Source organism: Erythrobacter sp. YT30, from assembly GCF_001542875.1.
GTDB lineage: Bacteria > Pseudomonadota > Alphaproteobacteria > Sphingomonadales > Sphingomonadaceae > Erythrobacter.
Window position 1 is genome coordinate 695615 of the sequence record NZ_LMAF01000001.1, and the last position, 22120, is coordinate 717734.

Sequence of the window (22120 nt, forward strand, 5' to 3'; positions counted from 1 at the left end):
GCGTGACGCATACGGTCTAAGGGTGAATAAAGCGTAATGCCCCTTCGATTTCGCCCGCAATTCCTCAGCAACAAAAGGCGGCTTGAATTCGTTCAAGTCGGACGGCAGAAGGAACCGCATACAGGTGCCCTGCGTAGAAAGAAGGTAGTGAAACAAATCGGCAATGCGCCGGACACCCAATTCAACGATAAGCCAGACATGGCAGAGGGGATAATATGGCAGAATCCAAAGTAACGCTCGAAAACGAGGCAGCACAATCAACCAGTGCCCTTGGGCCCTTGGTCGGAGTAGCGCGCGAGGATTTTGTGAGCGCTGTCGCGCTGTTGCTGCGCGAGACTGCATCTGATCCGGCCCGTATAATGCGCCACGCGAAGACGATGACCGAGGACATGGTGAAAATCATGACCGGCAAAAGCGATCTGGCCCCGCATCCCAAAGACAAAAGGTTCATGGACCCGGCCTGGCAATACAATCCATTCTTTCGGGCTGGCGCCCAGTATTACCTCGCGGTTCAAAAGGGCATGCGGAACTGGATTGAAGAGCTTGAGCTTGATGAGCTTGAGCGCAATCGAGCCAATTTCATCTCAAACATTATCATAGACAGCCTGGCGCCCACAAACACTCTCGCAGGCAATCCCATTGCGCAAAAGCAGATCATCAATTCAGGTGGTCTCTCGCTGATCAAGGGCTTGCAAAATGCCTACAACGATATCGTCCATAACAAAGGAATGGTCAGTCAGGTTGACAAGCGCCCCTTCAAACTTGGCGAGAATATCGCGACTTCGAAGGGCAATGTGGTCCACCGCACCGAAATGTATGAACTGGTGCACTATGCGCCCACCACGGACGAGGTTTACGAGACACCTCAGCTTACGATCCCGCCTCAGATCAACAAAATGTACATCAACGATTTGTCGCCCGAAAAATCGGTTGTGAAGTGGCAGGTCGACAACGGCATCCAGACCTTTGTGATCTCATGGCGAAATCCATCGAAGGATCAGGGCCACTGGGACATGGCGGACTACATCGCTTCATGCGAGGAAGCACTGGAAGTCGTTTCCGAAATAACCGGCTCTAAAAAAGTCAATGTGTCGGCTGGCTGCTCGGGCGGCCAAACAGCGTCCGTCCTAGCTTCCAAACTGGCCGCGACCGGCAACGACATTCTCGGCACGCTCACACTGATGGTGTGCGTTTTGCACCCAGAGCCCACCGACGTCGAAGCGGCATCACTTGTCAGCGAGCACGGGATTGAACTTGCCAAACAGCGCGCTGCCAAAAAAGGCGTCATCAAGGCCGATGATCTCGCTCGCGGATTTGCCTGGTTGCGCCCCAATGACCTCATCTGGAACTATGTCATCAACAACTACCTCCTGGGCATGGATCCGCCCGCTTTTGACGTATTGTTCTGGAATGCGGATGCAACGAACCTATCCGCTAGCTTGATGGGCGATTTCCTGACCCTGTTCCAAACGTTGGCATTTTCCACTCCGGGAACGGTCGAAATGGCTGATCACACGATCGATCTTACCAAGGTTAAGGCTGATCTGTTCATTCTTGGCGGGGTCACCGATCACATTACACCTTGGAAAGCGACCTATCGCTCGACCCAACTCTTTGGCTCCAAGAACGTGACCTATGTGCTCAGTCAATCGGGGCACATGCAGGCCATCCTTAACCCTCCGACCAATCCCAAGGCCAAGTATTTTATTCAGAAGAAGGCTGGTAAACTTCCAGCAACGGCTGATGAGTGGCTGCAAGGCACCGAAGAGGTTCAGGGAAGCTGGTGGCCGTTGTGGATGGAATGGATTCAGAAAAGATCCGGCAAGAAGAAAGCCGCCCCCGATGGTGTGGGAAGCAAGGCACATCCCCCACTCGAAGCAGCACCGGGACTCTACGTGGTGGAAGAAGTCTGATAGGGACGCTCCTGAAATAGCGCTTTTTGAGCTTATGGAGGGCACCCCCGTAAGGGATCTACGAGGCTGCCCTCCACCCATGTCAATGGGGAGCTCGACAGTAGGCGCTTGTTGAATAAGGACGGGAATTCGTGTCAGATTTGATGAAAAATGCCTCCGTGACAATGGAAGAGGTGGCCGGACGGACGCTACGGACTGCTACGTGGCGGCTAAATGAACCCAGCGAGCATTTGCCGATTTTGTTCTTCAACGGAATTGGCGCAAATATCGAGGCCGTCGCCCCTCTTGCTGAAGCCATGCCAGAACGCGGTTTCATTATGTTTGACATGCCAGGCGTGGGCGAATCGCCCGACCCAGTGATCCCTTACAACCCCTTCACCATGAGTTGGACCGCGGCCGAATTGCTCGGACGCTTTGGTCTTGGCGATGTCGATGTGATGGGCGTTTCTTGGGGAGGTGCGATGGCTCAGCATTTCGCACTCCAGCATCCGGCGCGGACGCGACGTCTTACATTGATCGCAACGACACCAGGTATGGCCATGGTGCCGGGCAATCCCGCTGCTTTTACCAAGATGGCCAATCCACGCCGCTACATTGACCCTGAGTTCATGAACGAGCATTTCGCAACACTATACGGCGGCGTTGATGCTGACGGAGCGGCGCATCAAAAGGACAGCCATATCGGCCGCCTCAAGCCACCCTCTCCACGCGGTTACATGTATCAGCTTTTGTGTATGCTGGGATGGACCAGCCTGCCTGCTTTGCCGTTTCTAAAGAAAGAAACGCTGATAATGATGGGCGAAGATGATCAGATTGTGCGCCCGATTAACGGACAGATCCTGAAAGCGATGATTCCCAATGCTCGGATCCAGATGTTCGAGGGCGGCGGTCATCTTTTTCTGCTGACCCATGCAGACGAGAGCGTTGCAGCGATCCGCGAATTTCTGGATGCGCCTGAAACGGATGAGGAAAAGAGTCGGTTAGAAGCGTACGCCGCCTAAGGTCTACTTATTGCTAGCCCTTCTCACACCGCATCGACCTTCTTTGGGCAATCTATCGGCAGCGCTAAGCGCAGCCGCAGCTTCGCGTGGACGATCCGTCGCGATGACATCGACACCACCTTCGGACAACTCGGCATACCGTTCATCTATCCCGAAGCGATCAATTATATTGTCGATCGAATTGGGCGAACGACCAAGCGTCCCAAATATAACTTCGACATCAGCCTCGTCGAGCGCCTGATATAGGTCGGGTTTCGCCGTTCGGGTACCTGTGAACGCGACGATGCGATCTGCTGGAATTCCTGCAGCAACAACCTCATCCAGGTCACCTGGCGCGGACAAGGAGAATGATATGAGCATCTCGGGTGCAAGGGCGTACAGCTTTTGAGCAGCTTCGACTGAGTAGGCGATAAGAATTACACTTTCGGCCATATCCTGTGCCCGGATCAATTCGATCACTTCTTCGTAATCCGCAGTCCGCTTGAAATCGATCTGCAGCACGGTGCGCCCGATTGCCCAAGAAAGCGCCTGATTGAGTGTCGGCACGCGGTACGGTGTGACCCAGCCAGCCTCATCGACCAGAAATAGCTTCTGAACCTCTGACCACGGCGCATCGGTTACATTACCCGTGCCGGTGGTCGTACGATCGAGCGTGCGATCGTGCATAAGGTAATGGACCCCATCGGGGCTCTGCGCGACGTCAATCTCCATCACTGCAGGAATGGCCGTGAGGAGCGCGTCCATTGTCTCGACACTGTTTTCCGGAAGCCCTGGCGAAGGACCGCCTCGGTGCGCGGAGATGAGGCTGGTGTCGGACTGTTCGATGCAATCGAGCATTGCCGATAAAGTGGTCTCTGGCACCAAGTGCCATGTTCCCTTATTGCCCGACGCATTGTCAGTATTCTGGCCCAAAGCAGTTGTGCCTAGCCCAATCGCTATGGCAGCAGACAGGGCAGCATGAGAAAGAAATGGGCTCATAGTTGAGACGCCCTCTGTTTTGTAATGCGGCATAAGCTCTATCCAGCGAACGAGATGCACGTTCAAGCGTCAATTGGTTTGCAAGCTCAATACACCAAAGTCTATTACACAATGCCGAATTTTCTTCGAGCATCTGCCCTGCAAAAGCGGCCCTCCGAGTGTAATGGAACTACAGCAGACTTGGCGTGTTCGAAGTTTTAACAGGGAAGCAGATTGAAATGACGCGGGCTTAAAGCTAGCGCGCGATCAAAGGAGAAAGAAATGCGTAAACTTGCACTTGGCTTGGGAGCCGTTGCTCTCGCTGGAGCCCCTCTTGCGGCGCAGAGCCTACCCGTCGTGGCACCAGTTGCCGACGGCGAAGAGCTCGGTGGCGGCGGTGAAACCGTCATCATTGCAGGCCTAATCGCAGGTATCGTTGCCCTTGCCGTTCTCGCGGCGACTGACGACGACGATCAGCCTACCAGCCCCTAAGACTCTTCTTGAACGAATGGAAAAGCCCCCGGAGCGCGATCGCTTCGGGGGCTTTTCTTTTGAGTTTGCCAATTACGGCTCGATAACGATGCCTTGCGATGGATCGACAGAGCCGCTGAGCATTTCGAGATAGACGTCTCGCGCCGCATCCAAACCTTGCCGCTTATCGATCGTCACGCTTCCTGATGCCGCATTAAGGAACCCGTGCCAGCTTGCGGCAACCAACTTCCCGCCTTCTTCCGCACCGTGTTCCTTGAAAAACGCCATTGCGTGATCGGGCGCGAAAAACAGAACAGGCTTTGGCCCGGGAAGGCTGTCTGATCCCCCGAATGTGCTGCGCCCCTCGATATGAGTTGCACCGACGAGGCAAGAATACTTGAGCGTCGCTTCGAAATGCTCATGCAGTTTTTCCAGCAATTGCGCGTTGCCCGCAAAATCAACGATGACGCTGTCGGCTATCGTCATGTGGCCGACTTCGTCGTAGGAGACGACACTATCGTAAAGACCTGTCTGCTCGACGAACTCAACGTTGCCAGAGGAAGTCAATCCAATTCGCTTTATCTTTGGCGAATTCTGCTTCGCAACGCTGGCCAAGCCCATGGCAGTCTTTGATGACGCACTCGTCAGGATGACCTGATTGGCCTCAAACCAATCTTCATTCCGCATGAAATATTCGATGAGGAAGCCCGTCTTAAACAGCGGGCCAAATATCATCCTTTCGGCTTCGCGAGCAGGATCATGTTCAGGATCAGCTGCAAGCCGGGAGTATTGATTATAGATCGGGCTCATCGGTTGCCGGTAATCGGTTGTATCGACAAAGCCTGATGCGCTGATTTTTCCAGGAATCACATCCAGATGGCTCGCCATCGGGAGATAGCCATACACCCGCTCACCCACCGAGATATCTTCGCAATTACTATCGATCACTTTGGCGTGCCCCCACATCGGAACAATCCCAAAACCATCTTCCTGCGTCTTGGGAGGGAAGAAGTTCCAGTAGCCAAACCCGTCGCCTACAACCGCATAGGTGATATTGTTGGCGGTGACCGAGAAGCTCTCAATTTCGAGCCTCACTGTCCCCTGGCCCAGGGATCCCAAATCAGCTTCGACCAATGCAGTGTTTGAAAGTTCGTCCTTGCGAACCTGGACCTGTGTCAGCGGCATAGTTTCTTCCTCCAATTTGGACAGAGCTTAGCCGATCAGCTTTCGGTTTCCCAGCGTGTTGCTTCGATCGAATGGCGCTTTTCGCAAACTCTCATCCATGATGAGATTGCATCACATTGGCTGATACCGACCTCGCCTTGCGGAGTAAGCTCAAGACCGCGCAAAACAGGATAGAGAAATACATCAGCAAGCGAGAAATCATGCACTTTCCAAGCGCCATCACGCTGCAATTCCGCTTCGCAAAAACCGAGCGCGCGGCTGATTTGAGGAAGAGCCGAGTTGATCTTTTCCGGATCCAGGGGATAGCCCGCCACTCGGTGCATGATCCACGGCATCACCAATCCGCGCTCGAACAGTGGAAACAGATAGTTATTGGCGATGGCGACCCATTTGTCGCAAATCGCGCGCGCTGCAGGATCGGAAGGCTGTAGCGCGCTCTTGTTATGCGCGTTGTCGATATACTGCGTGATCGCGACGCTTTCGATCAGTTCAAGCTCATCAATCTCGACGACCGGCACTTTGCCGAAAGGATGCCGATTCTGATGGCTTTGCGCCGCAGTCGCGATGGTTTCGTGCGCTATGCCGGCTTCCTCACACGTGATCTCGACGATGCGCGTGTAAGTCGAAATTACAGTCCCGAAAATGCGAGCTTGCGGCGGCATGTTTGCGACGCCGCTCTAAATCACACTCGCATTGGCATCAGCACGTAAAGCGCCGGTGAGCTTTCATTCTTGCGGATCAACGTCGGAGCTCCAGCATCCGCAAGGTGCAATTCGACCTCGTCGCTGTCGATCTGATCGAGGATATCTTTCAAATAATTGGCGTTGAAGCCGATTTCGAAACCGTCGGACTTGTATTCAGATGCCAATTCTTCCGTCGCGGTCCCGTTATCAGGGGATGTGACAGACAGAGTGACTTTATCAGTATCCAGACCCATCTTTACCGCACGAGTTTTTTCAGTCGCGATCGTTGCAACGCGATCAACGCCTGCAAACAGAAGCTTGGGATCAACTTTCAAGAGCTTGTCATTGCCTGTCGGAATGACCCGACTGTAGTCAGGGAAGGTGCCATCGATAAGCTTGGAAGTCAGAACAACACCGCCCTCTCCGCCGAGAGTGAAGCGGATTTTGCTGGCTGACAGATCCACCTGCACCGCGGCATCCATCGCTTCATCTAGCAGCTTGCGAAGTTCCGCCACGGCTTTGCGCGGGACGATAACATCGGGCATTCCGGCCGCACCTTCGGGGCGAGCAAGGGTAAAGCGCGCAAGACGGTGACCATCGGTGGCGGCGGCTTTTAGAACGGGCTCATCCTCATCGGTAACATGCAAGAAAATCCCATTGAGGTAATAACGGGTTTCCTCGGTTGAGATTGCAAACCGAGTGCGATCAATCATTTCGGCCAGGGTCTTGGCCGGAAGCTCGAATGAGGTGGGCAAATCGCCTTCGACGATCACTGGGAAATCATCGCGCGGCAGGGTTGGCAGCTTGAAACGTGAACGGCCGGCTTTGATCTCCATGCGGTTTTCGGCCGTCTCGAGGCTCACCTGACTGCCATCGGGAAGCTTGCGAGCGATATCGAAGAGCAAGTGTGCAGACACCGTGATCGCGCCAGCGCTTTCCACGCCCGATGCCGTCATTGTTTCGACCACCTGCAAATCAAGGTCTGTCGCCATGACTTTGACTTCGCCACTATCTGACGCTTCGATCAAAACATTGGAAAGGATCGGGATGGTGTTGCGCCGCTCAACCACGGATTGAACATGGGACAAACACCGCAAAAGCGTCGCGCGTTCGATGGTAGCTTTCATCGCTATTCAGCCTATCACTTGTGTTTCGAGTGAGAAGGCACACGGAATCGCCGCCCCACCAAGAATTGATCTACAAAAACCTTAGCGGTGTGCGCAATACGGGCAAGCTTGTGAGGCGGAGAGCGAATATTGGTTGGGGATAAGGCCTTTAGAATGCCAATATCGGACCAAATTCACCCGATCATGGCCATGCCGCCATTCACATGCAGAGTCTGGCCGGTAACGTATCCGGCTTCGCGGCTGGCTAGGTAGACGGCAGCAGCCCCGATATCTGCGCCTTCGCCCATTTTCCCTGCAGGAATTCGCGCATTGATGGCGGCCTGCTGTTTTTCATCCAATGCGGCTGTCATGGCCGTCCGGATAAACCCAGGCGCGAGGCAGTTTGCGGTGATCCCGCGTGAGGCGACTTCCTGAGCAAAGCTTTTCGTCATGCCTGTGAGGCCAGCTTTTGCAGCCGCGTAGTTCATCTGGCCGGGATTGCCCGTGGTTCCGACGACGGATGTGATGTTGATGACCCTGCCGAAGCGCGCCTTCATCATTGGCCTTGCGCTTGCGCGCATCAGGCGAAATGCGGCCTCCAGATTGAGCGCGATTACCTGATCCCACTCCTCATCCTTCATTCGCATCGCAAGGTTATCGCGCGTGATCCCGGCATTGTTGACGAGTATGTCGATCCCGCCGAGCGTATCGAGGGTTGCAGGGATCAACTCTTCAACCTGAACAGTGTCGGACAGGTCGCAAGTAATCTCCACGTGATCGCCATGATCGGGAGAGCCTACTTCGCTCATCAATTGTTCTCTAAAACTGCGAAGCTTGTCGCCGTTCGAACCTGACAGAGCGAGCCGTGCGCCCTGCCCCGCAAGTGCGATCGCGATGGCAGAGCCAATCCCGCCCGATGCACCAGTAACCAGTGCATTCATTCCTTGAAGCGAAAACATCAGGCGATCTCCCTCGCAAAATCTTCTAATTGATCCATATTTATAAGGCTCGAAGTGGCCGCCTCTTTGTCAATCCGGCCGATCATCGGGCCGAGCACCTTGCCACCCAGTTCAACGAAGCTTTCGATGCCATCGGCACGCATTGCAACCACGCTCTCGCGCCAGCGTACACGGCCTGTCACCTGCTCGACCAACAGTTGGCGCTCTTCATGAGGGTCGGTCACTTTTGACGCGGTGACGTTAGCGAACAGGGGGACAGCGAAGTCAGATGGAGGCGTTCCTGCGAGGGCTTCGGCCATGCGGTCAGCTGCTGGCTGCATAAGCGAGCAATGAAACGGAGCCGAAACAGGCAAAAGAACGCCGCGTTTGATCCCGTGTTCCTTGGCAAGGCCTACAGCTCGCTCAATCGCGCCTTTGTGGCCTGAGAGGACGACTTGGCTAGGATCGTTGTCATTGGCGATTTCACAGACTTCGTCTTCAGCTGCCGCTTCTGCCAAAGCTGTCGCTTTGTCGATATCTGCGCCGAGGAGAGCCGCCATTGCACCCTTTCCCACTGGTACAGCGGCCTGCATGGCTTGCCCGCGCAGTTTCAGGAGTCGCGCCGTGGTCGCCAGATCAAACGCACCTGCAGCGCACAAGGCGGTGTATTCACCGAGCGAGTGCCCAGCGACTGCACCAGCGCTATCGGCTAGTGCCACTCCAAAATCCGTCTCAAGAACGCGCAGGGTGGCGATAGCGTTGGCCATGATCGCTGGCTGCGCGTTTTCTGTGAGGGTTAGCTGATCCTCTGGGCCTTCGCGCATGATATCGAACAGTTTTTGGCTGAGCGCGTCATCCACCTCGGCAAAGACATCACGGGCCGCCTTGCTCGCGTCGGCCAATTCTGCCCCAATGCCGACCTTTTGACTGCCTTGTCCGGGAAATACGAAAGCGCGCATCATTGTCTCCTCTTGTGGCCCGCCGCTTACGGTCAGCTTGCTGGCCCCGCAAGCCCGAATGGGACAACGTGATTATCCGATGTGTGCCCGATCTTCGCGCGGCCCAGATATGGGATGCCAGCCCTTTCGCACCAGAATTTGGCTATCTCATCGACGCTTTGGCCGAAATCAACATCGTTCTCTGGAATGTCGGTCACTTCGCCCAAGCGTAGGCCCGCAATTCGCTTTGAAAGGCTACCGGTCAGGTGAAAAAACAACCGGTCAACCGCGTATAATTGCTCGCTCACTTCTTCTACCATCACGACGTGGCCTTCCAGATCGGGCATGAGCGACGTGTTTGCGAGCATCGCCAACGTGTAGAGGTTAAACGCAGCAGCTGGCGTCGTCCCGTCAAGGCTGGGTTCAAGGCCTGAGGTATCCCCGCCAAACCAGTTTAGCACGCGGCGGACAGCCCGCCGGCCCCGTTCAGAACCAGCGCTGATCGGCATCGAACCATGAACGCTCTGCCCAATGCCAGCCCGATAAAGCGCGGCCAGCATATAGCCGCAATCCGAAAATCCGACGTAAGTCTTGGCCTTGGCCGCCTCGTTCATGCGCACAATCGCCGCCTCAGCGATGCGATTGGAGCCATAGCCTCCGCGCGCAAACCAAACCGCATCGAACGCGCTGTCATTCGCGCATTCCAGCAGCGCGGTTAGCCTGGTCAGATCATTGCCTGCAAAATGCCCCTCTGATTGGAAGCATTGTTCGTGAAAGCTGACCGTATGCTGGGGGAATTCGGCTGCCACGAGCGCTTCCAAGGCCTCCGCATGATCGCGTCTTATCGGTCTTGCCGGGGCACAAACTGCAATATTTGTCATGAACGAAGCCTATGTCGCTTGTCAGCCAAGACGCAAGCCAATAACCGTGCCCGCATGACGTCAGCGCTTCATTCTCCCCCGGAAACCCCTGATATTGCGGGCCGTCCGCTGTTCTTTTGCGGCATTGGCGGATCGGGAATGCTTCCCCTTGCACAAATCGCGCATGGCAGCGGGCATGAAGTGGCAGGATCTGATCGCAGCCGGGATCAGGGGCGCACACCTTCAAAGTTCGAATGGCTTGAGGCAAATGGATACAGCCTCTTTCCGCAAGATGGGAGCGGGATCACCTCGGCTGATCAGATCCTTATCGCCTCTGCCGCGGTCGAAGACACGGTGCCAGATGCGGCGCGCGCAAAAGAGAAGCAGCTTTCGCGGATGACCCGGGCAGAATTGCTTTCCACCTTCTTCAATCAGGCGGGCTACTCGATTGCGATTGGCGGCACCTCGGGCAAATCAACGGTCACAGGGATGATCGCCTGGATATTGTCCGACACGGGTCATGATCCCACCGTGATGAACGGCGCGGTGATGAAAAACTTCGTGAGCGAAGACAACCCTTTCGCGAGCGCGCGTATCGGCAATCCGGCTTTGTTCGTCAGTGAAGTAGACGAAAGCGATGGTTCCATCGCGCTTTATCGCCCGACGATCGGCGTGCTTTTGAATGTCAGCCTCGATCACAAATCGATCGAAGAATTGCGTGTGCTGTTTGGCGATTATGTCGCAGCGTCGGGGTGCGCTGCGATCAATTTCGACAACAAGGAAGCTCGCGACCTTGCTCGGCGCGCCAATCAATATGTGAGCTTTGGTGTCAATTCAGCCGATGCCGATATAACAGTTGAGCCGGGATCGATTGCGCACACACCGCTCGGCATTGGCGCGGCGATCGTCGACACGCGCAAGCGAGAAGTGTTCGCGCTCAATCTCCCCATGCCAGGGGAGCATAATCTCGCAAACGCTTTGGCAGCAATTGCAGCAGTCAGCGCAGCCGGAGTGGAGGTTGAAGCGGCTGTAGGCGCGCTGAGAAACTTTGCCGGACTGGCGCGGAGATTTGATGTTGTTGGCACCAGCAAAAGCGACATCACCGTTATTGACGATTTCGGCCACAATCCCGAAAAATGCGCCGCAACTCTGCGAACGTTGAAATCGACCGAAGGCCGGGTGATCGCCTTCTTCCAACCGCACGGATATGGTCCGCTAAAACAGATGGGCGATGAACTCGCGCAAGTCTTCGCTGATCTTTCAGGCGAAGAAGATATCACAATCATGTGTGACCCTGTCTATTTTGGCGGCACGGTTGACCGAAGCGAGGGGACCGAGCGGATCATCAAACTGATTGAGGATGCGGGCGGTTCGGCTGAACACATTCCCTCGCGCGATGATTGCGGCAATCGCTTGGTTGAACTTGCCAAGCCCGGCGATCGGATCGTCATCATGGGCGCGCGCGACGATACCTTGTCGAGCTTCGCCAGATCCGTTTACGAGCGGCTTTCGTGACAGTTTACCAAGCGGCCGTTCGCCATGCGAGATGGATGGCAGGTTCGCTTTTGGTGGCAGTCATGTTCGTGCTGGTCATAGATCGCTTTTTTGGCCATTCTACCATCGCGTTTGCCGCCGCGATTATTGGCCTGATTGCCGCCAATCGCAGGATGCTCAGTTACAACTGCCCGGTCTGCGGCAAGAACCTCTTTTTTCGCGGCATGTTCGTCATTCCATGGCCCAACAAGGTGTGCGGAAAATGCGGAACAGCGCTTAACGAGGGCTGAGACGCAGCGGCCCTCAAAAACGCGCATGGCGAGTGGCCGCCGACACCGATAACTCCTTTGACGAAGGAGACCCGAATGCTGCTGCGACCCCGTTCACATCCGCGCGATTTCTCACTCGACACATTGCTGCGCGTCAATGCTGCCCAATACTCTGAGCGCGAGGCCTGCATCGATGGCGATCAGCGGCTGACATATGCCGAGCTAAACCAGCGAGTTGAGAATCTGGCGCACTGGCTGCTAGCACAAGGGATCATTCCGGGCGATCGTGTCGCGATCCTCCTCACAGATGGCGCGCCCTATCTCACCACCCTTCTCGCCTGCGGGCGGATTGGGGCGATTGCGGTGCTGCTCAATTGGCGGCTGGCTCCCGGAGAAATCGCGTGGATTATCGGCAATGCCGAACCCTCGACAACCTTTGTGAACCCTCGCTTTGTTGATTTGCTGGCTGAATCTGAGCCCGGAAAAGTAATGCAAGTTGACGAAACGCACGCGAGAGATGGTCAATTTGAACCCATTGTGAGCGTTCCCCAACAGCGGCTGATTCTGCCTGATCTCGAACCCGAGCGTGCGCTCTACATGATGTACACCAGCGGCACGACCGGGAAGCCCAAGGGTTGCCTGCAGGCCGGTAGCGCGGTCGCCTCATCAGCGATGGGATTTGCAGTGCGGCGGGGGTTCACGCGGGACGAACGACTGCTTTCGATCAATCCACTTTTTCATGTCGTGGGCATGCAGCAGATTGCAGCCATCCTCGCCTGCGGAGGATGCAGCGTTTTCGCCGGGCGCGATATGGACAGCGCTGCGGTGCTTGACCTGGTCCACCGCGAGGCCTGCACCACCACCAGCGCCTTTCCGCAGATCAGCTTCCCATGGTTTCAGATGGATGCGATCCGTGATGGCGTGATGCCGCTTACGAATTACACTGGCGGCGCCGGTATGGGCAAACCGCAAATCTATGAGGGCTTTGAAAAGGCTTGGGATTGCCGGGTGGTCGGCGGATATGGACAGACCGAAGTGTGCGGCTTTGCGACCTTTATCGACTATCCAGACATGCTAGAAAATCCGCGATCAATCGGCTGGCCCATGCCGCATGTCGAAATGACGATCCTGGATCAAGACGGCAATCAACTGCCCCCCGGTGAAGAGGGCGAAATTTGCTTGCGCGGCCCCTCGGTCATGCTTGGCTATTGGCGCAATGAAGAGGCGAGCGAGGCGGCATTAGCGCATGGCTGGCTGCGCACCGGCGATTTGGGCACGATGGATGAAAAGGGTCTCGGATACCTGCTCGGCCGCGCCAAGGAATTGATCAAAACAGGCGGAGAAAACGTCTATCCGGCCGAAGTCGATGCAGTCTTCGCAGAAATGCCCGAAGTCGCTGATGCAGGCTGCGCTGGCGTCCCTGATCCAAAGTGGGGCGAAGCGGTAAAGGCGTTCGTCGTTCTTGCTCCGGGTGCCGAGCTGACCCGCGAGGAAATAACCGCCCGCTTCAAAGGCACAATCGCGGGCTACAAGCGCCCACGTTACATCGAGTTCGTGAACGAGTTGCCGCGCGATCCGCTTGGAAAGCTTCTCAGGCGCGAGCTAAGCGCTCGGCCGGTAAGCGACGATCAGGCAGCCTAAGATTTGAAACGCAAATTGCTAACGATCAATTGTCTTAGGCTTCGATCACGTGGATCGTTGAGAGAAAAGCGTCGTGCAGATCGTAATCAACCTTCACTAAACCTGCCTTTTCAAGCGCGCGAAGGCTTCTGAGAGCATCTGCTTGCGAAAGACTGGCATATGAGGGCAGCTGGCGGATGTTGGTGTTGAGCCGGTGCGTTTGTCGATGAGACAGTGTTTCCAACACCCTCTGGACATTGGCGTCACTAAGAACATCGGCGTGCGAAGCCTCCTCGGCAACGCTCGCCGTCCCCTCGGTCCGAGGTATCAAACGCGTCACAAATTCCCCAAGCGAACGCATATCACGATTCCCTAAAGAGCAGATGCCCGGTGATGACATCCGAAAATCCGGCACATCACCGGGACTTTGTTCGGATTTCGAGGCTGCAAAAAAGCCTATCCGAATGCGACCCGAACGGCTGCGCTACTCGGAGCGCTGGGCCTAGCTAGGGAATTCCTCAAAATGATGCAGTCGCCCACCGGGGGGACATGTGATATTCTGTCGGGATGCAGGGGCTTTTACCATCGATTGATGCTTTGAATGACCTTACGTCGGTGCTGGAATTCACCCGCGATGTCTGCATCGAAAACGGCGTGAAGCGAATGAGCTATCATTTCTCGCCGATTTTCGATGAGCCCAATTCAATCCGAACGGTTGTGTATGCGCACGGGTTCTCGCCCGAATGGCTCAAGCTTTATGAAGAGGCAGACTTCAGAGCGCATGATCCGATCCCCAGCCGCACCTATGCGAACGGTGAATTTATGACCTGGGTCGAAGCCATGGAGGCTGAGCCCAACACTCCTGAGCAGGACGAATATCTGAAAGCGATGAAAGAAGCGGGGCTTGAACATGGCTTTGGCCTTACACTCTTTGGCCCGCGCGGAAGGCAGGCCTACGCCTCGTTTGATTTCGGCAAACCGCTTGAAGAGATTGACCAGGAGAAGATAGCGTTGGTGAGAGCGCTTGCTCAGATGTCGCATCAACGCCTGTGCCACCTTGTTGATGAAGAGCACGATGCAAAAGACCTGTCAGACCGGGAAAGCGAGGTCCTGACATGGATGGCGCGAGGCAAATCTTCTTTCGATATCGGGGTTATTCTGGGCCTCTCGCCCGATACCGTGAAGACATATCGCAAGCGGATTTACGATAAGTTGGAGGTACACGATCGCCTGAGCGCGGTTATCCGGGCGCTAAAGCTCGGTCTGATCCACGCGGCATGACCGAAAGCAGCGTTCAGTGCCACTCCACTGGATTGAGCGCGAGCAATTGCGATAGCTGCACATAGAGTGCCGGTTCCTCGCGGTGAAGCGCTCGAGGCTTTTCGAAAAAGGTCACAATCGCTTCAGCAAAGAATTCTTCGTGATTAGTTGCGCCATAGGGATCAATCAGTGTTTCGAGCCCGCTTTCGACCCTGCGCACATGGTCGTTGTAAGCATCGAGCATGGCCTTTTCCCAGCCCGCATAGGCTTGTCCTTTGCGGAGGATAGGAATGCCGTTTACATATCCCGTAAGACTGTCGAGCTGATGCGCGAATTCGTGAATAACGACATTGTGTCCATCTGCATCATCAAGCCCGCCTTGGAGTGCATGATCCCATGACAAGACGACCGGTCCGCGCGCCCAGCTCTCGCCGAGCATGGTGAAGTCTTCCTCCTGGACGACGTATCCATCATGCGTGTTTCGACGCGCGTAGAAAGCTGATGGATAGACGAGCACAGTCCTGAGCGTTTCGTACCAGGCTGGACTATTCACCACCAAAAGGCAGGCCTGAGCGGCGATGGAGAGTTTCATCGCCTCGCTAACCTCAAGATCGCTTTGCCCATGGAAGGTGATCTGATCGAGGAATAGATGAATCTTGCCCTCAAGCTTGAGGCGGAGGGGTTCGGGCAGCCGGCGAGTGATCGGCACCAGTTTTTCAACCATTGCACGCTGTTCTTGAGAGAGCGGTGTTGCGAGGAGATGCTCTCGCTTAAGCAGCCTTGACCGGCGCCGATACCAGAAAAGCCCGGCAATAAGCAGACAAGCCAAGAGCAGAAGATAAGGCGTCATACATGAGAAGTAGGATGGCGATCAGGACATTGTTAGATGCGCATTAAATTCCGGACTTTCCGGTCAAAGCGTCTGAAACCTTTTAGCCCTCAAGCGCCTTCCGCCCTTCTTCCTCGCGAGCAAAGGCCCGCTTGTATGCCTCGCGTTCAGTCAGCCACGCCCGATAATCCTTCAGGCTATCGGGCACACGGTCATCCAACCCAACATTCTGCGCAAGGATCAGCGCGTATCCCACGCAAATATCCGCCACGGTAAATCGATCCGCGCACAGATATTCGCGCGCTGAGAGGCGCTGTTCGACCTTGACCAGCCGCTTTTCAAACCATTTCGCATAAGCGACACCTGCCTCGGTCCATCCCTTTTCCTTCTCGAAGATGGCGAAGCGCATGTAGACCGTTTGCGGGAATGTGATCGTTGCATCGGCATGATAGGTGAAATCGAGATAGGCAGCGTAGTCGGGCTCACCCGGCGATATCGCCAATTCACTCGCGCCGGAACGTGTCGCTAGATAGTGCGCAATGGCGCAGCTTTCAGTCATCTGCGCATCGCCATCGACCAGCAAAGGTACTGTGCCAAGCGGGTTTATTTCCAGGTATTCAGGCGCAAGATAGCGAGGCGGAAACGGGAGGACTTTCAGATCAACATCAACGCCCGCCTCTTCAGCGGCCCAGGTTGCGCGAAGCCCGCGCGAACGTGCGCAGGTGTAGAGAGTTGGCTTTGTCATGGATGCCGCCTTAATGCGCTTCGTAAGCTCCCACACCCAGCACTTTGTGCAGGACGATTGCGATAATCACGCCAAGTCCAAGGCCGATCACGCCCGAGATAAAGGCATATGTGAACCAGCCTGCCACACCGGAAAGTGCACCCGTCACGCCTTTCACCCAATATTCGGCCCCGTGAGCAATGTCGTAGAGCAAATCAAAGCCAACCTCATGGGTTCCGTGAACGATGATGCCGCCTCCAACCCAAAGCATCGCAACCGTTCCGACCACTGACAATGTCGTGAGCAAATAGGGGACAGAGTTCACCAGAGCATGTCCGAGCGACTGACTGGCTCCGTTTTCTTGTTGGCTGAGATGAAGGCCCACATCGTCCATTTTCACGATGAGCGCTACTGCACCATACACCACGACCGTTACAACAACCGCGACCAGCGCCAGCGCGAGGCCCCTCTCCCACCATGTCGGCAAATCAAGTTCGTTCAGCGTGATCGCCATTATCTCTGCTGAAAGGATCAGATCGGTCCGGACCGCGCCAGCAATCCGCTGTTTTTCAAACTTAACCGGATCAGTGATTTCGTCTTCAACGGTTTTGCCGTGCTTTGCCCCGCCGAGCTTCTCCATCACCTTTTCCGCGCCCTCATAGCATAGGAAAGCGCCGCCCAACATCAGTATCCAAATGATCAGCCACGGAAGAAATTCTGAAAGCAGGATGGCGCCGGGCAGCAAAATCACAAGCTTGTTGAACAAGCTGCCCTTGGTGATTGCCCAAATGATGGGAAGTTCGCGCGCCGGCGTCAGACCTGTCACATAGCTTGGCGTAACCGCCGCATCATCAATCACAACGCCCGCTGTTTTGGAGCCTGCCTTAGATGCCGCGAGCGTGATATCGTCGGCAGACGCTGCTGCTGCGCGCGCGATCACCGATACGTCGTCCAAAAGTGCGACCAGACCTGATGGCATTCATTGTCCCCTCGTTTGCCCGATCAATCGCCCGCTCACCCAGCTTTGGCAAGGGAGCTTCAAGCGCATTCCCACTTGTCTTTTGCCGCAATCCCGCTATGTGCGCGCATCCGCTGTTTACATGGCGGGCAAAAGAAAGCCGGAGGGGCCCCGCGATCCGCGCGGATAAGCCAGCGATCGGCATGGAAATGAAAGGAAGCTAAGATGGCTCTTTACGAGCATATCTTCCTTGCGCGCCAGGACTTGTCACAAGCCCAGGTTGACGCATTGGCGGCCACGGCGACCGAAATCGTCGAAGCGAATGAAGGCAAAGTCACCAAGACGGAGACATGGGGCCTCAAATCGCTTGCCTACAAAATTGAACGCAACCGCAAAGCGCACTTCGTGATGCTGAACATTGACGGCCCCGGCAGCGTTGTTGCCGAGCTTGAGCGTCAGACCCGCATCAACGAAGACGTCATCCGCTATATGACCATCCGCGTCGACGAACACGAAGATGGCCCCAGCGTGATGATGCGCAAGAATGAACGCGACCGTAAGCGTCGCTCTGACCGTGAGGAGCGCGACTGATGGCACGCCCGTTTTTCCGCCGCCGCAAGTCTTGCCCGTTTTCCGGCAATGACGCCCCAAAAATCGATTATAAGGACGTGCGCCTGCTTCAGGGCTTCATGTCCGAGCGTGGCAAGATCGTGCCTTCGCGCATCACTGCCGTTTCTGCGAAGAAACAGCGTGAACTTGCTAAAGCTATCAAGCGCGCACGTCATATTGGCCTGCTGCCCTACATCGTGAAGTAAGGGAGAAAGAACATGGATATCATTCTCCTCGAACGCATCGAAAAGCTCGGCACCATTGGCGATGTCGTCACCGTCAAGGATGGCTATGCCCGCAACTTCCTTCTCCCGCAGAAGAAAGCCCTGCGCGCAAACGAAGCCAACAAGGCCGTGTTCGAAGCCAATCGTGAACGTCTCGAAAAAGAGAACGCTGAAAAGCGGACCGATGCTGAAAAGCTTGGTGAAAAGGTTGCTGGCGCTGAGGTTGTCCTCATCCGCGCTTCGTCAAACACCGGCCAGCTTTATGGTTCTGTAAACGTGCGCGACATGGTTGCAGGGCTCGAAGCCCAGGGCCACGAAGTGAACAAGAAGCAGGTCATCATGGGCGCGCCGATCAAGACGATTGGCATGCACGATGTGACCGTCGCTCTTCACCCAGAAGTTCACGTGACTGTCAAAGCGAACGTCGCGCGTTCGGATGACGAAGCTGAGCTGCAAAGCCAAGGCGTCGACGTACTTGCGCAGATGTTCGAAGAAGAACAGCGAGAGATCGAAGAAGCGGCCGAAGCCAACCGCATCGATCCCAACCTTGAGCCGGGCGAAATCCCCGCCGAGCTTCTGGATGAAGGCGTTGCCACACCTGAAGGCACCTCCGAAACCGAAGCTCTGGTTGAAGCAACCGACCACAAAACCGAAGACGACGCGTAACACGCACGCATCGTATCTTTGATCAAAAACGAAAGGCTGGGACCCGATGACTTTTGCCTCGGATCCCAGCCTTTTTGTTCATCAGATGGACATCGCGCACGATCGCCTGCTGTTGATGCGGGTGAGCGAAGATGACCTGCGAGCAGCAAGCTTCCTTGATCAGCGTCTGATTGAACCGCAACCCGGCAAACCGCAGCGCGCGATGCAATGGGCGGATTGGTCGACGATCGCGCCGCAAACCGAAGATGCTGGAACGCCCGCGCGCGATGATGCGCGATTTATCTTTCACATCGGCCATGTTGGCTCCACCCTGCTGGCGCGTCTGCTCGGCGAAGCGCCGGGAACGCTGGCGTTGCGCGAACCGCAATTGCTCCGCCAGTTTGCAGAGCTGCGCATGGTCGAAGGCCAGCCGCATTCGCCGTGGCCGACAGGACGAGTTGCAAAGCGATTGCCGCTTGCACGAAAGTGGCTTTCGCGCACATTTGAGCCCAATCAGCGCGCACTGATCAAGGCGACCAGTTTTGTGAGCGACATTGCAGGCGATCTTATCGAAGACACGCGCAAAGCGGTCTGTCTGACTTTGTCTCCAGAACGCTATCTCCAGACAATCTTGGCAGGCGAGGCATCTCGTCAGGAACTCGCGGTGCTGTCCGGCACGCGAATTCAGCGACTCAACACCCGATTGGAGGGTCCGCCCATCAATCTGTGGGAGCTCGATGAGGCTCGCCGTGCGGCGATGGCGTGGGCTTGCGAAATGACGGCACTTTGCGCCGCATCAAACGAAAACGTCGCCTGGCAGGATTTTGACGCTTTTCTCGCATCACCTGCAGAGGCACTCGCCGCAACCGCAGCGCATCTCGAAATTTCACTCTCGCAGCAGCAGGCGCAGACGTGGGTGAAAGGCCCGATCATGCACCGCTATTCCAAGGCACCCGAGCAAGGATATTCGCCCGAGCTGCGCGAAGAGGTGCTGGCAGGTGCGGCGCGCGAACGTAGAGACGATATCATCGCCGCGCTCGCCTGGCTTGAGAAGGCTGCAAAGGATCATCCAGTGATTGCGAGCGCGCTCGACCGGGCTTAGAAGCGATACCATGTTCCGCTTAATCGAAAACGTCCTGTCAAACGACCAAGTCGCCAAGCTGAAGGATATCGCCGCAAGAGCCACTTTTGTGGACGGGAAAATCTCAAACCCCCACTCAAAGGCGAAATCCAACCTGCAAATGCATGATCAAAACCTCCAGCAAGAGGCGGTCAACATCATGGCGCAGGCCTTGTTTGCGTGCGAAGATTTCATGAATTTCGCCATTCCAACCCAGTTCGCGCCGCCGCTTATCTGCCGGTACACACCCGGCATGAAATACGGGCTGCATCCTGACGCGGCGACTATGGGGATCGGCAATGTCTCGATCCGATCAGACCTGTCGTGCACGCTCTTCCTCAATGACCCCGATAGCTACGATGGCGGTGCCCTTCGAACTCAATTGGGCACGGAGGAAGTCCGCGTGAAAGGTCCCGTCGGATCAGCCATCGTCTATCCCTCGCACACTCTTCACGAAGTCGAAGAAGTGACAAAGGGTGAACGCCTAGTCGCCATCACGTTCATCCAGAGCCAGGTGCCAGACGGTTTCCAGCGCGAATTGCTGTATGAACTTGGCGAAATCGCAGCGCTTGAAGGCAATTCGATGAGCCACGAGAATTACACTCGGTTGCAGGCGGTGCAGTTCAATCTCAGGCGGATGTGGCAACGGTCCTGAAGACGGGCGGAACTGACCAAAGAATTATTGGTCCGCATTCAATTCCGGGGTTTGCGAACCGTATGATTTGGCGCTAGCTGCCGCCATGATTTCTACAAAAAATATAATCGAGCAGCTGCAAGAGCACTACGATGATGCGATTGCTTCCCTCCGTGCTGACGTGATCGCCTATGGTCGCGATGGTAAGGTTCCTGATCCTGAAAAGCGCAACAATGGGGCCTATGCCTACCCCCAGATCACTCTGAAATATGCCGGACTGGCAGCAGCCGATAGCGACCCTGAAACGCTGGATCGAAGCCGCGCTTTTGGCCGTCTGGAGATACCGGGCACATACACCACTACCATCACGCGGCCGGATCTGTTCGCGGCTTACCTCGAAGAGCAGCTCGAACTGATAACCGACGCTTACGATATCGAAGTGAGCGTGGATCGATCGCGGCAGGAAATTCCCTTTCCCTATGTGCTTGATGGCGAAGCGGGCGCCGCGATGGTGGGCATTGCGCCGCAGGAAATTGCAGCGTTTTTCCCCTCGACAGACCTGGCGCTTATCGGAGACGAATTGGCCGACGGAATCGAGTTTGATGAAGACCAGGATATGCCGTTGTCGCTCTTCGATGGGCTGCGCACTGATTATTCGCTCGCCCGCCTTGCCCATTACACCGGCACAAAGGTGGAGGACTTTCAGGACTTCATCCTGTTTACGAACTACCACCGCTATGTCGATGAATTTGTGAACTGGGGTGCAAAACGGATCGGCAGCGATGGATATGTCGGATTGACAGGTGCAGGCGGGCTGCACATCACTTTGCCTGCCGACAATGCGCAGGAACAATTGAGCGATACCGCATGGCGTCGCCACCAGATGCCCGCCTATCACCTTATCCGGGAAGACGGCCAGGGCATTACTCTCGTCAACATTGGTGTCGGTCCGTCCAATGCCAAGACGATTTGTGATCACCTTGCCGTTCTGCGGCCCCATGCGTGGATGATGATCGGCCACTGCGGCGGCGTGCGCTCAAGCCAGAAAATTGGCGATTTCGTGCTCGCTCACGCTTATCTGCGCGATGATCATGTGCTCGATAACGTACTGCCACCGGAAATTCCGATCCCACCCATTGCCGAGGTGCAATTGGCATTGGCAGGAGCGGCCGAGGAGGTTTCGGGAACGCAAGGTGCAGATTTGAAACAGCGTATGCGCACAGGCACTGTCGTCACCACCGATGATCGCAATTGGGAGTTGCTGTATGCCAGCAGCGCAAAACGCTTCTCGCACAGCCGCGCCATCGCAATTGAAATGGAAAGCGCGACGATCGCGGCACAAGGCTACAGGTTCCGCGTTCCTTATGGCACTCTGCTGTGCGTCTCCGACAAACCGCTGCACGGCGAAATCAAGCTGCCTGGGCAGGCAAACAAGTTCTATGAAGAGGCTATTGCCGCCCACCTGCAAATCGGATTGGAAGCGTGCGCCCGGCTTCGAGCCGAAGGTGATGGCCTCCACAGTCGCAAATTGCGGGCCTTTAACGAACCGCCTTTCCGCTGATCGAGGCTGAAGGCTTGCGGAGGATCGTCCTTATCCAAGGCACTGTATTTTCCCCCATACTGCCTGAGTGATGACGCTAACCAAACCGGTGCCATGTCGCCGGGATGGTTTTTGCATTCCT

General features: G+C 55.7%; 24 protein-coding genes. 13 read left to right on the forward strand and 11 right to left on the reverse strand.

Translation table 11 applies throughout. The features are described 5' to 3' along the window. Positions 1-215 precede the first annotated feature (215 nt). Both AUC45_RS03280 and AUC45_RS03285 read left to right on the forward strand, forming a co-directional pair. A complete protein-coding gene (locus tag AUC45_RS03280) occupies positions 216-1913 on the forward strand; it encodes an alpha/beta hydrolase (protein ID WP_067598059.1) in 1698 nt (565 codons plus the stop codon). Between the two features lie 131 nt (positions 1914-2044). Beyond that, positions 2045-2914: an alpha/beta fold hydrolase gene (locus AUC45_RS03285; RefSeq protein ID WP_233998513.1), complete on the forward strand. Its 870-nt coding sequence runs from the start codon at positions 2045-2047 to the stop codon at positions 2912-2914. A gap of 3 nt (positions 2915-2917) precedes the next feature. Here AUC45_RS03285 and AUC45_RS03290 read toward each other — a convergent pair whose 3' ends face one another. Then, the gene (locus AUC45_RS03290; protein ID WP_197409496.1) at positions 2918-3892 is read right to left on the reverse strand and encodes a glycerophosphodiester phosphodiesterase family protein; all 975 of its coding nucleotides are present in this window, start codon (positions 3890-3892) and stop codon (positions 2918-2920) included. 261 nt (positions 3893-4153) lie between these two features. Between AUC45_RS03290 and AUC45_RS15665 the strand changes: the two genes are divergently transcribed. Further along, positions 4154-4363 carry a hypothetical protein gene (locus AUC45_RS15665; RefSeq protein ID WP_156423722.1) on the forward strand — a complete coding sequence of 70 codons (210 nt, stop codon included), beginning with the start codon at positions 4154-4156 and terminating at the stop codon, positions 4361-4363. Between the two features lie 72 nt (positions 4364-4435). Here AUC45_RS15665 and AUC45_RS03295 read toward each other — a convergent pair whose 3' ends face one another. The 6 genes from AUC45_RS03295 to AUC45_RS03320 all read right to left on the reverse strand — a co-directional run bounded on the left by AUC45_RS03295 (position 4436) and on the right by AUC45_RS03320 (position 10073). Then, positions 4436-5527 (reverse strand): DUF2855 family protein, encoded by a 1092-nt coding sequence (locus tag AUC45_RS03295; protein ID WP_067598067.1) that lies wholly within the window; start codon positions 5525-5527, stop codon positions 4436-4438. A gap of 35 nt (positions 5528-5562) precedes the next feature. Then, complete coding sequence (locus AUC45_RS03300; RefSeq protein WP_067598069.1) at positions 5563-6189, reverse strand: glutathione S-transferase family protein; 627 nt, start codon at positions 6187-6189, stop codon at positions 5563-5565. 20 nt (positions 6190-6209) lie between these two features. Further along, entirely contained in the window at positions 6210-7337 is a 1128-nt protein-coding gene (gene dnaN / locus AUC45_RS03305) for a DNA polymerase III subunit beta (RefSeq protein WP_067598072.1), read from the reverse strand. Between the two features lie 173 nt (positions 7338-7510). Then, the gene (fabG, locus tag AUC45_RS03310) at positions 7511-8275 is read right to left on the reverse strand and encodes a 3-oxoacyl-[acyl-carrier-protein] reductase (RefSeq protein WP_067598075.1); all 765 of its coding nucleotides are present in this window, start codon (positions 8273-8275) and stop codon (positions 7511-7513) included. Continuing rightward, the gene (gene fabD, locus AUC45_RS03315; RefSeq protein ID WP_067599014.1) at positions 8275-9213 is read right to left on the reverse strand and encodes an ACP S-malonyltransferase; all 939 of its coding nucleotides are present in this window, start codon (positions 9211-9213) and stop codon (positions 8275-8277) included. Before fabD ends, fabG begins: the two co-directional genes overlap by 1 nt. 32 nt (positions 9214-9245) lie before the next feature. Then, positions 9246-10073, reverse strand: coding sequence for an LD-carboxypeptidase (locus AUC45_RS03320; protein WP_067598078.1), 828 nt, complete (start codon positions 10071-10073; stop codon positions 9246-9248). 54 nt (positions 10074-10127) lie between these two features. On the opposite strand from AUC45_RS03320, the gene AUC45_RS03325 reads away from it, so the two are divergent. The 3 genes from AUC45_RS03325 to AUC45_RS03335 all read left to right on the forward strand — a co-directional run bounded on the left by AUC45_RS03325 (position 10128) and on the right by AUC45_RS03335 (position 13456). Next, positions 10128-11567 carry a Mur ligase family protein gene (locus AUC45_RS03325; RefSeq protein WP_067598081.1) on the forward strand — a complete coding sequence of 480 codons (1440 nt, stop codon included), beginning with the start codon at positions 10128-10130 and terminating at the stop codon, positions 11565-11567. Further along, the gene (locus tag AUC45_RS03330) at positions 11564-11836 is read left to right on the forward strand and encodes a hypothetical protein (RefSeq protein WP_067598084.1); all 273 of its coding nucleotides are present in this window, start codon (positions 11564-11566) and stop codon (positions 11834-11836) included. The genes AUC45_RS03325 and AUC45_RS03330 overlap by 4 nt, the downstream gene beginning before the upstream one ends. Before the next feature lie 75 nt (positions 11837-11911). Further along, complete coding sequence (locus AUC45_RS03335) at positions 11912-13456, forward strand: class I adenylate-forming enzyme family protein (protein WP_067598087.1); 1545 nt, start codon at positions 11912-11914, stop codon at positions 13454-13456. Positions 13457-13490: 34 nt separating this feature from the next. Here the strand turns inward: AUC45_RS03335 and AUC45_RS03340 are convergent, their stop codons facing one another. Further along, positions 13491-13796 (reverse strand): hypothetical protein, encoded by a 306-nt coding sequence (locus AUC45_RS03340; RefSeq protein WP_067598090.1) that lies wholly within the window; start codon positions 13794-13796, stop codon positions 13491-13493. Positions 13797-14032: 236 nt separating this feature from the next. Here AUC45_RS03340 and AUC45_RS03345 point away from each other — a divergent pair, with 236 nt between their 5' ends. Continuing rightward, entirely contained in the window at positions 14033-14716 is a 684-nt protein-coding gene (locus AUC45_RS03345; protein ID WP_197409497.1) for a LuxR family transcriptional regulator, read from the forward strand. A 13-nt stretch (positions 14717-14729) separates the two neighbouring features. On the opposite strand, the gene AUC45_RS03350 is transcribed toward AUC45_RS03345, so the two are convergent. From AUC45_RS03350 to AUC45_RS03360, 3 genes are all read right to left on the reverse strand, one after another. Then, positions 14730-15545: a zinc-dependent peptidase gene (locus AUC45_RS03350; protein ID WP_067598095.1), complete on the reverse strand. Its 816-nt coding sequence runs from the start codon at positions 15543-15545 to the stop codon at positions 14730-14732. An 82-nt stretch (positions 15546-15627) separates the two neighbouring features. Continuing rightward, entirely contained in the window at positions 15628-16269 is a 642-nt protein-coding gene (locus tag AUC45_RS03355; RefSeq protein WP_067599017.1) for a glutathione S-transferase family protein, read from the reverse strand. 10 nt (positions 16270-16279) lie between these two features. Then, positions 16280-17227: a DUF808 domain-containing protein gene (locus AUC45_RS03360; protein WP_067598098.1), complete on the reverse strand. Its 948-nt coding sequence runs from the start codon at positions 17225-17227 to the stop codon at positions 16280-16282. A gap of 204 nt (positions 17228-17431) precedes the next feature. On the opposite strand from AUC45_RS03360, the gene rpsF reads away from it, so the two are divergent. The 6 genes from rpsF to AUC45_RS03395 all read left to right on the forward strand — a co-directional run bounded on the left by rpsF (position 17432) and on the right by AUC45_RS03395 (position 21999). After that, a complete protein-coding gene (rpsF, locus tag AUC45_RS03370) occupies positions 17432-17797 on the forward strand; it encodes a 30S ribosomal protein S6 (RefSeq protein WP_067598104.1) in 366 nt (121 codons plus the stop codon). After that, complete coding sequence (gene rpsR, locus AUC45_RS03375; protein WP_034904833.1) at positions 17797-18021, forward strand: 30S ribosomal protein S18; 225 nt, start codon at positions 17797-17799, stop codon at positions 18019-18021. The genes rpsF and rpsR overlap by 1 nt, the downstream gene beginning before the upstream one ends. A gap of 12 nt (positions 18022-18033) precedes the next feature. After that, positions 18034-18705, forward strand: a complete 672-nt coding sequence (gene rplI / locus AUC45_RS03380) for a 50S ribosomal protein L9 (RefSeq protein ID WP_067598108.1) — start codon at positions 18034-18036, stop codon at positions 18703-18705. A gap of 46 nt (positions 18706-18751) precedes the next feature. Beyond that, on the forward strand, positions 18752-19786 hold the full coding sequence (locus tag AUC45_RS03385) for a hypothetical protein (protein ID WP_067598112.1): 1035 nt from the start codon (positions 18752-18754) through the stop codon (positions 19784-19786). 10 nt (positions 19787-19796) lie between these two features. Continuing rightward, positions 19797-20459 carry a Fe2+-dependent dioxygenase gene (locus AUC45_RS03390; RefSeq protein ID WP_067598115.1) on the forward strand — a complete coding sequence of 221 codons (663 nt, stop codon included), beginning with the start codon at positions 19797-19799 and terminating at the stop codon, positions 20457-20459. Positions 20460-20544: 85 nt separating this feature from the next. Continuing rightward, positions 20545-21999 (forward strand): AMP nucleosidase, encoded by a 1455-nt coding sequence (locus tag AUC45_RS03395; protein ID WP_067598118.1) that lies wholly within the window; start codon positions 20545-20547, stop codon positions 21997-21999. The last annotated feature ends 121 nt before the right edge of the window (positions 22000-22120 follow it).